The sequence below is a fragment of the Pseudoalteromonas luteoviolacea genome, assembly GCF_018100925.1.
Taxonomy (GTDB): domain Bacteria; phylum Pseudomonadota; class Gammaproteobacteria; order Enterobacterales; family Alteromonadaceae; genus Pseudoalteromonas; species Pseudoalteromonas obscura.
This window is the reverse complement of the sequence record NZ_JAGJEH010000005.1, coordinates 116449-130655: the sequence shown is the minus strand read 5'-3', so window position 1 is coordinate 130655 and position 14207 is coordinate 116449. Positions and strand designations below refer to the sequence as shown.

At 42.6% G+C, this 14207-nt stretch carries 14 protein-coding genes; 1 reads left to right on the top strand and 13 read right to left on the bottom strand.

The annotated features are described in order from the left end of the window. Positions 1-33 precede the first annotated feature (33 nt). From lpxA to rpsB, 13 genes are all read right to left on the bottom strand, one after another. Positions 34-804: an acyl-ACP--UDP-N-acetylglucosamine O-acyltransferase gene (gene lpxA, locus J8M00_RS12070; RefSeq protein ID WP_211010477.1), complete on the bottom strand. Its 771-nt coding sequence runs from the start codon at positions 802-804 to the stop codon at positions 34-36. Positions 805-806: 2 nt separating this feature from the next. Then, complete coding sequence (gene fabZ / locus J8M00_RS12065) at positions 807-1259, bottom strand: 3-hydroxyacyl-ACP dehydratase FabZ (protein WP_023401861.1); 453 nt, start codon at positions 1257-1259, stop codon at positions 807-809. An 11-nt stretch (positions 1260-1270) separates the two neighbouring features. After that, positions 1271-2311 (bottom strand): UDP-3-O-(3-hydroxymyristoyl)glucosamine N-acyltransferase, encoded by a 1041-nt coding sequence (lpxD, locus tag J8M00_RS12060; RefSeq protein ID WP_211010475.1) that lies wholly within the window; start codon positions 2309-2311, stop codon positions 1271-1273. Then, entirely contained in the window at positions 2311-2829 is a 519-nt protein-coding gene (locus tag J8M00_RS12055; protein ID WP_211010473.1) for an OmpH family outer membrane protein, read from the bottom strand. The genes lpxD and J8M00_RS12055 overlap by 1 nt, the downstream gene beginning before the upstream one ends. An 11-nt stretch (positions 2830-2840) precedes the next feature. After that, the gene (gene bamA / locus J8M00_RS12050; protein ID WP_211010472.1) at positions 2841-5312 is read right to left on the bottom strand and encodes an outer membrane protein assembly factor BamA; all 2472 of its coding nucleotides are present in this window, start codon (positions 5310-5312) and stop codon (positions 2841-2843) included. Between the two features lie 72 nt (positions 5313-5384). Beyond that, on the bottom strand, positions 5385-6737 hold the full coding sequence (gene rseP, locus J8M00_RS12045; protein ID WP_211010471.1) for a sigma E protease regulator RseP: 1353 nt from the start codon (positions 6735-6737) through the stop codon (positions 5385-5387). Then, complete coding sequence (gene ispC, locus J8M00_RS12040; RefSeq protein WP_211010469.1) at positions 6737-7945, bottom strand: 1-deoxy-D-xylulose-5-phosphate reductoisomerase; 1209 nt, start codon at positions 7943-7945, stop codon at positions 6737-6739. The genes rseP and ispC overlap by 1 nt, the downstream gene beginning before the upstream one ends. Beyond that, positions 7942-8808, bottom strand: a complete 867-nt coding sequence (locus J8M00_RS12035) for a phosphatidate cytidylyltransferase (RefSeq protein ID WP_211010468.1) — start codon at positions 8806-8808, stop codon at positions 7942-7944. Before J8M00_RS12035 ends, ispC begins: the two co-directional genes overlap by 4 nt. Before the next feature lie 11 nt (positions 8809-8819). Then, complete coding sequence (locus J8M00_RS12030; RefSeq protein ID WP_211010467.1) at positions 8820-9593, bottom strand: isoprenyl transferase; 774 nt, start codon at positions 9591-9593, stop codon at positions 8820-8822. A 218-nt stretch (positions 9594-9811) separates the two neighbouring features. Then, positions 9812-10369, bottom strand: a complete 558-nt coding sequence (gene frr, locus J8M00_RS12025) for a ribosome recycling factor (RefSeq protein WP_211010466.1) — start codon at positions 10367-10369, stop codon at positions 9812-9814. A gap of 104 nt (positions 10370-10473) precedes the next feature. Then, entirely contained in the window at positions 10474-11214 is a 741-nt protein-coding gene (gene pyrH, locus J8M00_RS12020) for a UMP kinase (protein WP_023401852.1), read from the bottom strand. A 141-nt stretch (positions 11215-11355) separates the two neighbouring features. Beyond that, a complete protein-coding gene (gene tsf / locus J8M00_RS12015) occupies positions 11356-12207 on the bottom strand; it encodes a translation elongation factor Ts (RefSeq protein ID WP_211010465.1) in 852 nt (283 codons plus the stop codon). A gap of 104 nt (positions 12208-12311) precedes the next feature. Further along, the gene (gene rpsB / locus J8M00_RS12010; RefSeq protein WP_211010464.1) at positions 12312-13040 is read right to left on the bottom strand and encodes a 30S ribosomal protein S2; all 729 of its coding nucleotides are present in this window, start codon (positions 13038-13040) and stop codon (positions 12312-12314) included. 290 nt (positions 13041-13330) lie between these two features. On the opposite strand from rpsB, the gene map reads away from it, so the two are divergent. After that, entirely contained in the window at positions 13331-14119 is a 789-nt protein-coding gene (gene map, locus J8M00_RS12005; RefSeq protein WP_023401849.1) for a type I methionyl aminopeptidase, read from the top strand. Positions 14120-14207 lie beyond the last annotated feature (88 nt).

Sequence of the window (14207 nt, the reverse complement as noted above, 5' to 3'; positions counted from 1 at the left end):
AATTACAATAAGGCGACAAAGAGCATGCTTGGATTAGCGAACTAATCCGCGTTCTGATGTCGCAATAAAGTCTATCATTTGTTGCACTGCTGGGAATTGCTTTGCCTCATCTTGTAATGCTGCGACAGCTTCATCCAATTTAAGTCCTTTGCGGAACAAAGTTTTGTATGCTCTGCGCGTTGCCATTACTTCGTCAGGCTCAAACCCTCTTCGTTTTAAGCCTTCAGTGTTGATAGCAACTGGTCTTGCTGGTGTGCCTGTGGTCGTTACAAAAGGCGGGACATCTTGATTAACCCCTGAGTACATACCAACAAAGGCGTGAGCGCCCACTTTACAGAATTGGTGTACACCAGAATTACCCGCTAGAATAACCCAATCGCCAATATGAACATGACCAGCAACACTTGCGTTATTCGCAAAAATTACGTTACTACCGATGACAGCATCATGTGCTACATGGGTATACGCCATGAATAAGTTGTTACTACCAATGATGGTCACACCTTGATCTTGGATAGTGCCACGGTGGATCGTTGCACACTCTCTGATCACATTGTTGTCACCAATAATCAATTTGGTTGGTTCATCCTTGTACTTTTTATCTTGACAGGCTTCGCCTACCGAAGCGAATTGGAAAATATGGTTTCCTGAACCTATCTCACTTGGGCCTTTAATCACTACATGCGATTCTATTTTACAGTCGTCACCGATAACGACATCATTACCAATATAACTGTAAGGTCCAACCGAGACATTGTTTCCTAATTTAGCGCCAGGCTCAATAATTGCAGTAGGATGGATCACGCTTAAAACTCTCTTCTAGCACACATAATTTCAGCACTACATACAACATTGCCATCAACTTTCGCTTCAGCTGAAAACTTCCAGATGTTGCGGCGCTCTTTAACAAATTGTACGTGTAAATGCATCGTATCACCAGGAACAACTGGCTGCTTAAATCTAGCGTTGTCAATGGCTGCAAATAAGTATAGCTCATTATCACTGCGGTTCTCGACCGTCTTAAAACCGAGTAGACCTGTTGCCTGAGCAAGTGCTTCTAAGATCATTACACCTGGGAAAATCGGTTGATCAGGAAAGTGTCCGGTAAAGATTGGCTCATTTGCCGTCACATTTTTTACTGCGTGTAAATACTCTCCGGGCTTATGATCGACAACCTTATCCACTAATAGCATAGGGTAACGATGAGGAAGTAACTTCAAGATTTCTTGAATATCAAAGCTGTTTAATTCGTTGGCCAAAATAGTACCTTTTATTTATCCGTATGTTGTAACTGCTCGGTAAGATTCTCGAGAGCTTTAATGCGCGCTTTAAAATCAGAAAGATTACGCAAATGGGCAATACTCTTGCGCCACTCTTTGTTGGTGGTATGTGGCATACCTGACGAGTACACTCCAGGCTTTGTGATGCCTTTAGTAACCATACTCATACCAGTAATCACAACGCCATCACACACCTCGTTGTGACCATTAATAGCTACCATGCCGCCAATTTGGCAGTACTTTCCGATTTTTACGCTTCCGGCAAGTACCGTACAACCAGCTATTGCAGTGCCATAACCTATTTCAACGTTATGTGCGATTTGAATTTGATTGTCGAGAATGACGTTATCGTGAATGATTGTATTGTCAATTGCCCCTCGGTCAATTGAAGTACATGCACCGACTTCAACGCGATCACCAACGATCACAGTACCAATCTGTGGAATTTTGACCCACTCACCTGATTCATTAGCGTAACCAAAGCCGTCACTGCCAATCACACTGCCTGATTGAAACAAACAATGTTCACCAATTTCTACTTCATGGTAAATTGTTACGTTGGCCCACAGCTTCGTTCCAGCACCAATACGTGCATGCTTTCCAATAAAACTGCCAGCGCCAATTTCAACATCATCACCAATCACAGCACCAGCTTCAATCACCGCATTCGCGGCAATTTTAACATTGTTGCCCAAAGAGGCACTTTCGTCTATCACGGCACTGCTGTGTATTGAACTCGCCGCGCTAGGCGTTGTATCCATATATTGCGCAAGTTTTGCGTAGGCCACATATGGGTTATCACAAATCAGTTTGTTACCCGAAAAATAAGCCGCATCTTCCGCTGATAAAATCACAGCGCCAGCTTGTGTTGATTCAAGCTGGCTGCGGTATTTTTTATTTGCCAAAAATGCGATGTCTTGATCTTTCGCATTTAGTAAAGTGGCAATTTTTACAATTGGCTGATCCGCATTCCCATCAAGGGTTGCACCTAAATGATCAGCCAGTTGCGACAACGTGTAGTGTTTAGTCATTACTTTTTGCTAACTGCTTCAACAATATCATCCGACAGATCGCTAACTTTATCAGGGTTGAAGTAGATTGTCGTTTCTTTTAGTCTAACTTCGTCAAACTTTCCTTTTTTAGCAACATTTTCAATTGCATCTAGGATCAGTTTTTGTATTTTTGCTAACTCTTGGTTTTGGCGCTGCTTAATTTCTTGCTCAAGCGGGCGACCCTTCTCAGCAAGTGTTTTTTGCATGCCTTGAATTTTGTCACGTAATGCTGTTTTTTGTTCTTCACTCATTGTCGCGCTTTCACGCTTAAACTTTTCAGCTTCAAAACGGATGTCACCTTGTAGTTTTTCAAGTTCTTGGCGACGCTCTGAGAATTCACTTTTCAAAGTTTGTTCAATTTTAGCCATTTGTGGCAACTGCGAGTAAACAGTCTGCATATCAACAATGCCCACTTTATGTGCAAATGCATTGATTGAATTACCCATTAATAACGCTGCTAAAATACCCATAGCAGAGGTTTTAAACATCTTTTTCACAATTAAACTCCTTAGAATGTATTACTGATGTTGAAGCTGATGTTCTTAGTATCATCATCTTCTTCTTTCTTCAGTGGATACGCAAAACTAATTAACATTGGTCCCATCGGTGAGATCCATTGAATAGACATACCGGTTGAAACCCTAAAGCGGCTCGGGTCAGAGAAATCTGATAGTTGATTATATTGATGCTCTGGTAGGTTTGCGTAGCGGTCTACGTCAAACTCAGTATCCCAAACGTTTGCTGCATCGACAAAGAAACTCGTTCTCACAGAACTTGTGTTTTCTTCATCTAGAAACGGTGTAGGCACAATCATTTCTGCACCAAATACGGCTTTGGCATTACCACCAATACGTCCAGCAGTAATCAATTGATCGAACGCTGGATCACCCCCAATAACATTACTATTTGAGCCATCTGGAAGTGGAGTACCTATAATAGACTGAGGTCTACGTTGTACTGCGAGTGGTAATATCGTATTTCGCTCAAAACCTCTCAATTCCATCTCAGTGATACGATAGAACTCTTGGAACGGAAGAACTTGGTCAAAGCCATTCTCCGAACCGTAGCCATTACCATATGCCAATGATGCTCTAGTTGAGAATACCCAGCGGTGATCATTACTTACTGGCCAATAAAAACGCGAATCGTAACTTAGCTTAAAGTAATTTAAATCTGAGTTCGGCGTCGTAATATTAAAGTTGGCGTTTTGACGAGAGCCATCTGTTGGGAACATACCACGGTTTACTGTAATACGTGACCAACCAATACCTAACTCATATTTAGTGAAATCATAACCACCATCTGGGTCATTTGGATCTTGGAAAGTTAGCCTAAGAACGCGCGTCTGTTCATAGTCAGCGATACGGTCAAGTTCTTCTTCAACCCAACGGAAACTAAAGTTCAAACGGTTAACCGGGTTAATTGGAATACCAAAATGCGTACCAATACCGTAACTACGAGAGTCGTAATCGATCAGGCCAATCTCAGAACCGTCAAATTTACTGAAAAAGACACTGCTACCTTGAGAAATACCATCTGGCGTGAAATACGGGTCTGTATACGATACGCTGTAGCGTGTTGATGCCTTAGACGTATTTACGTTAAAAGCAACTTGGTCGCCAGAGCCTAAGAAGTTTGATTCACTCACACCGACATTAAACTGTAAGCCCGCGTAAGAGCCATACGCAACACCTGCTTGGAAACTTCCAGCAGGCTGTTCTTTAACGTTAAAATCTACATCTACTTGATCGTCTACACCTGGAATCGGTTTAACTTCAAAGTCCACGGTTTCCATGTACGGCAAACGTTGGATTTGTAACTTAGAACGTTCAAGGCTTTGATTAGATAGCCAAGCACCTTCAAGTTGTGTCATCTCTCTTCGAACAACGTGATCAGCTGTACTTTGGTTACCATTGACAAGAATACGACGAACATAAACACGCTTGCCCGGATCCACGGATAAGGTTAAATGCACTTCTTTGTTTTCATCATCGATATCTGGGATAGTACGTACTTCCGCATTGGCATAACCAAAGCGCGCTAAGTAACTCTTGATGAACTCTTCCGATGAAGTAACCAATGAACCGTTATAAAGCTCACCAGATTTTAGTGGTATGACACTTTCAATCAACTCTTCACGACCAAGTAAATCACCGATAAAGTCAAACCCTTTAACTGTGTACTTTTCGCCTTCTGAGATGTTTGCTGTCACGTATACAGACTCACGCTCTGGACTGACAGAGACTTGTGTAGAGTCGATGTTAAATCTCAAATAGCCTCTATCTAAATAGTAACTACGGATCTTCTCCAAATCACCTTCGATAGTTTGTTTTTGATAACGATCGCTAGACAAGAACTTCCACCAAGGTAAATCTTGTTGAGATTCAACTAGACGCAATAATTGCTCGTCAGAAAATAGCTCATTACCAACAAGGTTAATCTGGCGTACAGAAGCTGCGTCCCCTTCATCAAACTCAAACTTGAGCTTAACTCGGTTACGTGGCAATTCGATGATGCTTACTTCCATTTTTGCATTGTATTTACCAATACTATGGAAGAACTCGATAAGGCCTTTTTCGATCCCATCGATAACCGTTCTATCTAGTGTTTCGCCTGTTCGAATGTCTTTACCATCCAAACTTTCCTGCAGCTGTTCATCTTTTATGTCTTTGTTGCCATCAAATTCAATTGAAGCGATGGTTGGACGCTCTTTCACCTTGAAAACAATTTGATTACCATCACGGTAAGCAGAAATATCGTCGAAATGCCCTGATGAAAACAGCGCCTTAATGGTTTTTGAAACCGTATAGTTATCAACTTCATCACCAACGTTAATTGGAATATGAGTCAAGGCTGCACCCAGTGCAACACGTTGTAACCCTTCAACTTTTAAATCTTCTACGATAAAGGAGTTTTGCCCTAGAGCAGCAAAACTAGCGCCAAGTAAACTCGTTACAGCTAAATGTTTTTTTATAGGCATTTTGTTATCTTTATCCTTTACAGCTTACGGCGAACTACGCGCCACGTGCGCTACCGCCCTTATTCTAAGAGCCTAGAGCCTCGATACATCATTAAACAGTGCAAAACAGGTCAGTGCCAGCAACATCATTGCTCCCAGCTTATAACCTAACTCTTGTGTCTTTTCAGAGACCGGTTTTTTTCGAATTAGTTCAATTAAGTAATACATCAAATGTCCACCATCCAACATCGGCAGTGGTAAAAGGTTAAAAACCCCTAAGTTGACGCTGATAAGAGCTAAAAAGCTCAAAAAGGCAACTAATCCATAACTAACACTGTCACCAGCCCCTACTGCAATTCCAACAGGCCCACTGATATTTTTCACAGAGACTTGACCTGTGATCAGATTGCCAATCATATCGAAGCTCAGCATTGTCAGGGCATAGGTTTTCTGAACGCCAAGCACGATACTATCGAACACACCATACTGTCTAGTCTCAATGTATCCAGAAGGCCAACTTTTCTGTCTAGGCACGACCCCTAAATACCCAATGGATGTCCCCGGTGAAGTTTCGCGAGCATCAGGTGTAATATTCAACGTCACTGTCTGTTTGTCTCTCAGTACAGTGAGCACACTTTGTTTGTTGGGTGATAACTGAACTAACTCGACAAATTGTGACCAGCTAGAAATTTGCTCTTGGTTAAACGATACAATCACATCGCCTACTTGCACGCCCGCTTTTTGAGCAGCAGAGTTTTCAGCTACCAGTGCTAACTCTGTTGTAATATCAGGCCGATATGGCGTTATACCGATTGAAGTCAACGGCGCGACATCCCGCTCATCTAACTTCCAACCATCGACATTGAGTGTTCTTATCGCTATTTGGCCTTGTTTATCTGTCACCTTAATATCTAGGCGTTGTTCACCCAGGCTTGATATCACAGCAAAGTTTACATCTTGCCAAGAGGTGACCTCTTCGTCTCCAATACGCTTTATGATATCTCCCGATTGCACGCCCGCTTGATAGGCAATTGAGTTTGGTACAATGGTACCTACCACAGGCTTTATATTCTGTACGCCGATGATATACATTATTGCTAACGCAAATATTGCAAATAGGAAATTAGCCAGTGGTCCAGCGGCTGCAACCGCCATTCTGGCATAGACAGACTTACTGTCTAAGGTGCGCGTGCGGTCGTGTTCTGCCACATCATCCACGCGGGAGTCCAACATTCTAACATAGCCCCCTAAGGGGATCATTGAAATGGCGTATTCTGTGCCGAGCTTGTCGTACCAAGTGACAAGAGGCTTACCAAAGCCTATTGAGAAGCGTAGCACTTTCACACCGGCTTTTCTGGCAACCCAAAAGTGTCCATATTCATGTACTGCGACCAAAATACTGAGCGCAACAACAAAAGAACCAAGATTCCAGAAAAAATCAATCATTAGCGCATCTGCCTCATAACAAGTTCATTAGCACACCTGCGAGCCGCTGAATCTGCGTCCATGATCTCATCCAGTGAGTTTACATCTCTTTGTGCACTCATTGACAAAACTTGCTCATTAACTTTGAAAATGTCCATAAAGCCGATTTGTTTTTTCAAAAATGCTGCCACTGAAACTTCATTAGCGGCATTGAGCGTCGTCGTGGCGGCCTGACCTAGACGGCAAGCTTCTATTGCTAATTTTAAATTTGGATAGCGAGCGTAGTCAGGCTCGGTAAACGTAAAATCTTTCATGTCAGAGAAATCGAGAGGCTTTACACCCGCATCAATACGCTCAGGATAAGCTAACCCGTATGCAATAGGAGTTCGCATATCTGGTTGCCCCATTTGAGCGATAACAGAACCGTCTTGGTACTGTACCATTGAATGGATCATGCTCTGCGGATGGATCACGACCTCTATATCATCAGCCTGACAATCAAATAACCACTTGGCCTCAATAAACTCAAGACCCTTATTCATCATCGTAGCAGAATCGACGGAAATCTTTTGGCCCATAGACCAATTGGGATGAGCGACGGCTTCGGCGACCGTAACATCATCTAGCGTATTAATATCACGGTTTAAGAAAGGCCCACCAGAGCCTGTTAAGAGTATTTTTCGTATTCCCAATGGCGCAAAATTGGTTTGAATACCTTGTTGCATTTGGCGAGGCATACACTGAAATATCGCATTGTGTTCACTGTCTATCGGTAGCAGTGTCGCACCGTGGCGCTTCACTTTATCCATAAACAGCTTGCCAGACATGACCAGTGATTCTTTGTTGGCCAGTAGTACTTTTTTGCCTGCCTCGACCGCTGCTAAAGTCGGTAGAAGCCCCGCAGCGCCAACAATGGCAGACATCACTATATCTACATCACTATGCGCGGAAACATCGCACATTGCTTGTGTGCCGCTAAGTACTTCGGTATCCACACCCTGCAAGCGCTCTTTCAAAGACAGAGCGGCGGGTTCGTCATGCATAACCACATATTTAGGTGTATGGAGTAAAACTTGCTGGTGAACCACATCGACGTTTTTGCCCGCAACAAGGGCAAAAACGTTAAATCGTTCTTTGTTTCGGCTTATTACATCTAGTGTTGATGTACCGATAGAGCCACTTGAACCGAGTATAACTACTTGCTCAGCTATTGACTTTGCTACGCTCATAACGTCACCGTCCACGCATAAAATAACGCGAATATAGGTGCAGCAGCTGTAAGGCTGTCTATACGATCTAAAATACCGCCGTGACCAGGCAAACAACTTCCCGAATCTTTCAACCCGGCTTCTCGTTTGAACATACTCTCAAGCAGATCACCAATTGCCGAAAATAGAGCGATAACGACGGTTAATAAACCGTACATCAACCAGTGTTTGTGCTCAATATCTGCGCAAAAACAAAAAATTAAAACAAACACAACAGCCGTAAGCAGGCCACCAATAAGCCCTTCGATTGTTTTGTTAGGGCTCACATTTGGCATTAGTTTTCTCTTGCCTAGATTTTTACCGGCAAAATAAGCGCCAATATCTGCACTCCAAACGATGCCAAGCACTACCATAATTAACACCGAACCTAACTGTTCAGACGAATGGTATTCTGCGCTTCTTAGAACATTCAAAGCTAGCCATAAAGGAATGAGTGTCAAAAAGCCTGCAATCCCGGGCATTACGATACCTTGACTCCAAGACTTAGCCATTTTTGGATATCGTAGCACGAGCAGTGTCGCAACAATCCACCACGCCGCAGCAAGGGTAAATATATAATTGGCATCCGCGACTAACTTATTCTCATGCCATAGGCTTTCAATTGGCCAATGAAAGTGCAGTGTCGCAATTAATACACCCGTTACAGCAACATAAGCCAACCGATATAGTGGCTTGGTGATACCCATTAGTGACGCCCATTCCCAGGCACCTAATAACACGATTGATGCAGCTATCACACTAAATAGGTTCAGTGGGGTATAAAATACTAAAATTAGCGCCAGCGGTGCGAGCACAGCTGACGTCATAATGCGTTGTTTTAACAAACTGTATACCTTTAACTTGTTGAATTGCTCTCGGCGAGTAGTTGTTTTATTTGTTCACCTGTGCAACCAAAGCGCCTTTCTCTAGAAATATAGCAAGCGATCGCTTCTGAGAAAGCTTCTTCGTCAAAATCAGGCCAAAGAGTCTCTGTAAAATACAGCTCTGCGTATGCTGCTTGCCAGAGCAAGAAATTGCTTATCCGGTAATCTCCTCCAGTACGGATGAGAAGGTCTAGTGGGCTTTGATCAGCCATAGTTAGCTGTTTTGATAATGCTTCTTCAGTGATATCAGTTACATCCAACTCGCCATTTTTTACTTGCGATGCTAAAGATTGAGCTGCCGTGATGATATCCCATCGGCCTCCATAGTTTGCAGCAATATTTAATTGCAACCCAGAATTTTCAGCAGTCAATGCATGAGCGCTATGTACTTTATCTTGCAAGCTTTGAGGAAACTTTGATATATCGCCAATAATATTTAGCTTTACATTATTTTTATGTAACTTTTTTACTTCTTTACTCAAGACGAAAAGGAATAATTCCATCAAGGTACTGACTTCATCCTCAGGTCTACGCCAGTTTTCACTGCTAAATGCGAATAGAGTTAAAGACTCTATGCCTAATTTAGAGCAAAACTGTACAGCGCTGCGAACAGAGTCTACACCTTTTTTATGACCATAAGCTCTTGGGCGCTTTCGGGCTTGGGCCCAACGTCCATTGCCATCCATAATTATGGCAACATGCTTTGGTAGTGATTGTTGAGAAATCGCGTCAGCGTTTAAAACCATAGTACTATTTTAAATAAAAAAAACGCCGCCTAGTATAGCGCAGTCGTCGCTGCAAACCTAATAAAATTCTTTATCTTCAAATTACAAAGAAACTGCTCAAATTTCACACCGAAACTTTATGAGTATGTAAATATCTTAAATCCGCAATAATTTTAACCTCTAAACATGAAAAAAGCCGCTATAAAGCGGCTCTTCATTTCAAGCTGTGGTAACTGGAATTAGATTTCCATCAGCTCAGCTTCTTTTGCACTTAACTGCGTGTCCATTTCTTTGATGTGCGTATCTGTGATCTTTTGGATTTGATCTTCAGCTTGACGCGCTTCGTCTTCAGAAATTTCTTTGTCTTTTAATAGTGCTTTGATGTCACCATTCGCATCACGACGAATGTTACGAACCGCTACGCGGCCACCTTCCACTTCGCCACGAACAATTTTGATTAAATCTTTACGACGCTCTTCCGTAAGTGGAGGAAGCGGTACACGAATAACTGTACCTGCTGACATTGGGTTTAGGCCCAAATCAGAAGCCATAATCGCTTTTTCAACCGCTTGCGCTAATGACTTATCGAAGACATTGATAGCAAGTGTACGTGAATCTTCAACAGTTACGTTCGCAACCTGGTTAAGTGGCGTATCTGCGCCGTAGTATGAAACTGAAATACCATCAAGTAGTGCTGGGTGAGCACGACCTGTGCGAATTTTTGATAGTTGGCTAGCTAGCGCCGCCACACTTTTTTTCATGCGCTCTTGAGCGTCTTTTTGGATATCATTAATCACAGTTGCAATCCTATTTTTACTGTTCCAACCTTTAACTAAATCATGCTATTTAGGTTGGGTTATTCTAAGAGAATGGGGCATCAAGCCCCATTCTCAATTGCTGTTTATTCCGCTGCTTTTTTCGACGTGATCAGGGTACCTTCATCTTCACCCATGATGACACGCTTCAAGGCACCCGGCTTGTTCATGTTAAATACGCTTAACGGCATATTGTGGTCACGAGCCAGAGTGAATGCAGCTAAATCCATTACTTTTAATTCTTTATCAATTATTTCGTCATGAGTAAGCTGGCTATACAAAGTTGCTTCAGGGTTCTTAACAGGGTCGTCACTGTAAACACCATCTACTTTCGTTGCTTTGATTACTGTGTCAGCTTCAATTTCAATGCCGCGTAAACACGCAGCTGAATCAGTGGTAAAGAATGGGTTGCCGGTACCTGCTGAAAAGATAACAACACGGCCTGATTTTAACAAGCTAATTGCCTCAGCCCAATTGTACGCATCACACACACCATTTAGTGGAATTGCAGACATCAAACGGGCATTAACGAACGCTCTGTGCAATGCATCGCGCATCGCTAAGCCATTCATCACTGTCGCTAACATGCCCATATGGTCACCAACAACACGGTTCATACCCGCTTCCGCTAATGATCCGCCGCGTAAAAAGTTACCGCCGCCGATAACCAAACCCACTTCTACGTCGAGTTCTACAAGCTCTTTGATTTCTTGCGCCATACGATCCAATACTTTTGGATCAATACCAAAGCCTTCATCTCCCATTAAAGCTTCACCGCTTAATTTAAGAAGAACGCGTCTAAAAACAGGTTTTCGATTGATAGTCATAATTTCCGGGCCAAGTTAAAATTGAGACAAAAAATAACCGCGCTTATGATAGACATAAATGCGCGGTTATTTTAGAGAATTTTCTTCATTGACGCAAAAGCAAATCAACACTTTTATGTCAATAAGATTATTCTATTGCGATTATTCGCCTTTTGCAGCAGCGATTTGTGCAGCAACTTCAGCAGCGAAGTCTTCTTCTTTCTTCTCGATACCTTCACCAACTTCTAGGCGAATGAATGAAGAAACAGCAGCACCTTTCTCTTTAAGGTACTCACCTACAGACTTCTTAGGCTCCATGATGAAAGCTTGACCAGTAAGAGAGATCTCACCAGTGAACTTCTTCATGCGGCCAACAACCATTTTTTCTGCGATTTCAGCAGGCTTGCCTTCGTTCATAGCGATTTCAACCTGAACCGCTTTTTCTTTCTCTACAACGTCAGCTGGTACGTCTTCTGGGTTTAGGTAGTCAGGCTTAGAAGCAGCAACGTGCATTGCAACGTGCTTAAGCGTTTCTTCGTCAGCATCACCAGTTACAACAACACCGATACGGTCGCCGTGACGGTATGCAGATAGCTTGTCACCATCGATGTACTCAACGCGACGAACGTTGATGTTTTCACCGATTTTAGCAACTAGCGCAACACGTGTTTCTTCGAACTTTGCTTGAAGGTCAGCAATTGATGCTTTAGTAGCAACAGCGTCATCAAGAACAGTGTTAGCAAAACCTAGGAAGTTTTCGTCTTTAGCAACGAAGTCAGTTTGACAGTTAACTTCAAGAAGTGCAGCGAAACCTTCACCTTGCTTGATAAGGATTGTACCTTCAGCAGCGATGTTACCTGCTTTTTTAGCAGCTTTAGCAGCACCACTTTTACGCATGTTTTCGATAGCTAGATCGATGTCACCATTTGTTTCAGTTAGTGCTTTTTTACAATCCATCATGCCAGCGCCAGTACGCTCGCGAAGTTCTTTAACTAGGGCAGCAGTTACAGCCATTAGAATATCCTCAATTCTGAATTCGGTTTTTTGATAAGCGAATTACCGCTTGTAAAGAATATCAAGCCTTCATCACATTTGGATGAAGACTTGATGACAGCTAATTACTCAGCTTCTACGAAATCGTCGTTTTCTGCTTGAGCAACGATGTTGCTTTCACGACCTTCAGTGATAGCAGTTGCAACAGCGTTAGTGTAAAGCTGGATTGCGCGGATCGCATCGTCGTTACCTGGGATGATGAAATCAACACCATCTGGGTTTGAGTTAGTATCAACAACAGATACTACTGGAATACCTAGGTTGTTAGCTTCGCGGATAGCGATGTGCTCGTGGTCAGCATCGATTACGAAGATAGCGTCAGGTAGACCGCCCATATCTTTGATACCGCCAAGGCTCTTCTCAAGCTTTTCCATTTCACGCGTTTTCATTAGCGCTTCTTTCTTAGTAAGCTTCTCGAAAGTACCGTCTTGGCTTTGAGTCTCAAGGTCTTTAAGACGCTTGATTGATTGACGAACTGTTTTCCAGTTAGTCAACATACCACCTAACCAACGGTGATTTACGTAGAACTGCTCACTTGAGATAGCTGCTTCTTTAACTGCTTCACCAGCTGCGCGCTTAGTACCAACGAAAAGGATTTTACCTTTGTTAGATGCAACGTTTGATAAAAACTTAAGTGCATCGTTGAAAAGTGGAACTGTCTTTTCTAGGTTGATGATGTGAACGCGGTTACGTGCACCGAAGATGAACGGCTTCATCTTAGGGTTCCAGTAACGTGCTTGGTGACCGAAGTGAACACCAGCTTGAAGCATATCGCGCATTGAAACGTTTGCCATTGTATTTTCCTCTATTTTAGTAGGGTTAGGCCTCCACATATCCCATAGCACCAACATGCTTATTGCGTATCTTTAACCGATACAAACATGCACCCAAGTGTATGTGTCGATATGTGTGTGTGTTAAAATTAAATTTTGCTTGTCTTAAGTACAAACAACCTCAAGATCAAATCTAGAAGATTTATTTGTAAAAAGACGGCGCGCTTTATACCATATAAAATAAATTAACTCAATGATGAGAACAAAAATTGCTCGTCATTGCTTTGTAAAAATTATGACTTGGAGTCTCAATGAGTGCAGTGATTAAAACCCCTGAAGAAATCGAAAAAATGCGTGTTGCCGGTAGGTTAGCGGCTGAAGTATTGGAAATGATCGAAGAGTATGTGAAGCCTGGGGTTACCACAGACGAATTAAACACAATTTGTCATAATTACATTGTGGATGTTCAAGGCTGCATTCCTGCACCACTCAATTATCACGGATTTCCAAAGTCAATTTGTACCTCAGTTAACCATGTAATCTGTCACGGTATCCCAAATGAAAAGCCGCTTAAAGAAGGCGACATTATCAATATTGATGTCACAGTCATCAAAGACGGTTACCATGGCGATACGTCAAAAATGTTCTATGTCGGCAAGCCTAGTATTCAAGGTAAGCGTCTTAGCGAAATCACTCAAGAATCTCTTTACCTTGCAATTAAAATGGTAAAACCGGGCGTACGCCTCGGTGACATCGGTGCCGCAATTCAAAAATATGCTGAAGGTTTCAATTACTCTATCGTTCGTGAATATTGTGGTCACGGTATCGGCGCACAATTTCACGAAGACCCGCAAGTCATGCACTATGGAAAGCCCGGTACAGGCGAAACCTTAAAAGCCGGTATGTGTTTAACAATCGAGCCTATGGTTAATGCAGGCAAACGCCAGTGTAAATTGCTTAAAGACGATTGGACAGTCGTAACTAAAGACCGCAGTCTATCAGCACAGTGGGAGCACACATTGTTGGTGACTGACAACGGTGTTGAGATCCTAACCCACCGCAAAGACGACACCATAGATCGTATTATCGAACACGGATAATACAATGGTAGCTGCTTGCAAGTTCAAGCAGCTACCACAAACAAACGCTCTGAAAATTGGCATAATTTTAGGTAAAAATTACGCAATT

Excerpts from the sequence above, each read along its gene's own strand:
- rseP (WP_211010471.1), bottom strand. The coding sequence starts at position 6,737 with ATGATTGATTTTTTCTGGAATCTTGGTTCTTTTGTTGTTGCGCTCAGT.
- lpxD (WP_211010475.1), bottom strand. The coding sequence starts at position 2,311 with ATGACTAAACACTACACGTTGTCGCAACTGGCTGATCATTTAGGTGCA.
- tsf (WP_211010465.1), bottom strand. The coding sequence starts at position 12,207 with ATGGCTGTAACTGCTGCCCTAGTTAAAGAACTTCGCGAGCGTACTGGC.
- pyrH (WP_023401852.1), bottom strand. The coding sequence starts at position 11,214 with ATGACTATCAATCGAAAACCTGTTTTTAGACGCGTTCTTCTTAAATTA.
- ispC (WP_211010469.1), bottom strand. The coding sequence starts at position 7,945 with ATGAGCGTAGCAAAGTCAATAGCTGAGCAAGTAGTTATACTCGGTTCA.
- rpsB (WP_211010464.1), bottom strand. The coding sequence starts at position 13,040 with ATGGCAAACGTTTCAATGCGCGATATGCTTCAAGCTGGTGTTCACTTC.
- J8M00_RS12030 (WP_211010467.1), bottom strand. The coding sequence starts at position 9,593 with ATGGTTTTAAACGCTGACGCGATTTCTCAACAATCACTACCAAAGCAT.
- map (WP_023401849.1), top strand. The coding sequence starts at position 13,331 with ATGAGTGCAGTGATTAAAACCCCTGAAGAAATCGAAAAAATGCGTGTT.
- bamA (WP_211010472.1), bottom strand. The coding sequence starts at position 5,312 with ATGCCTATAAAAAAACATTTAGCTGTAACGAGTTTACTTGGCGCTAGT.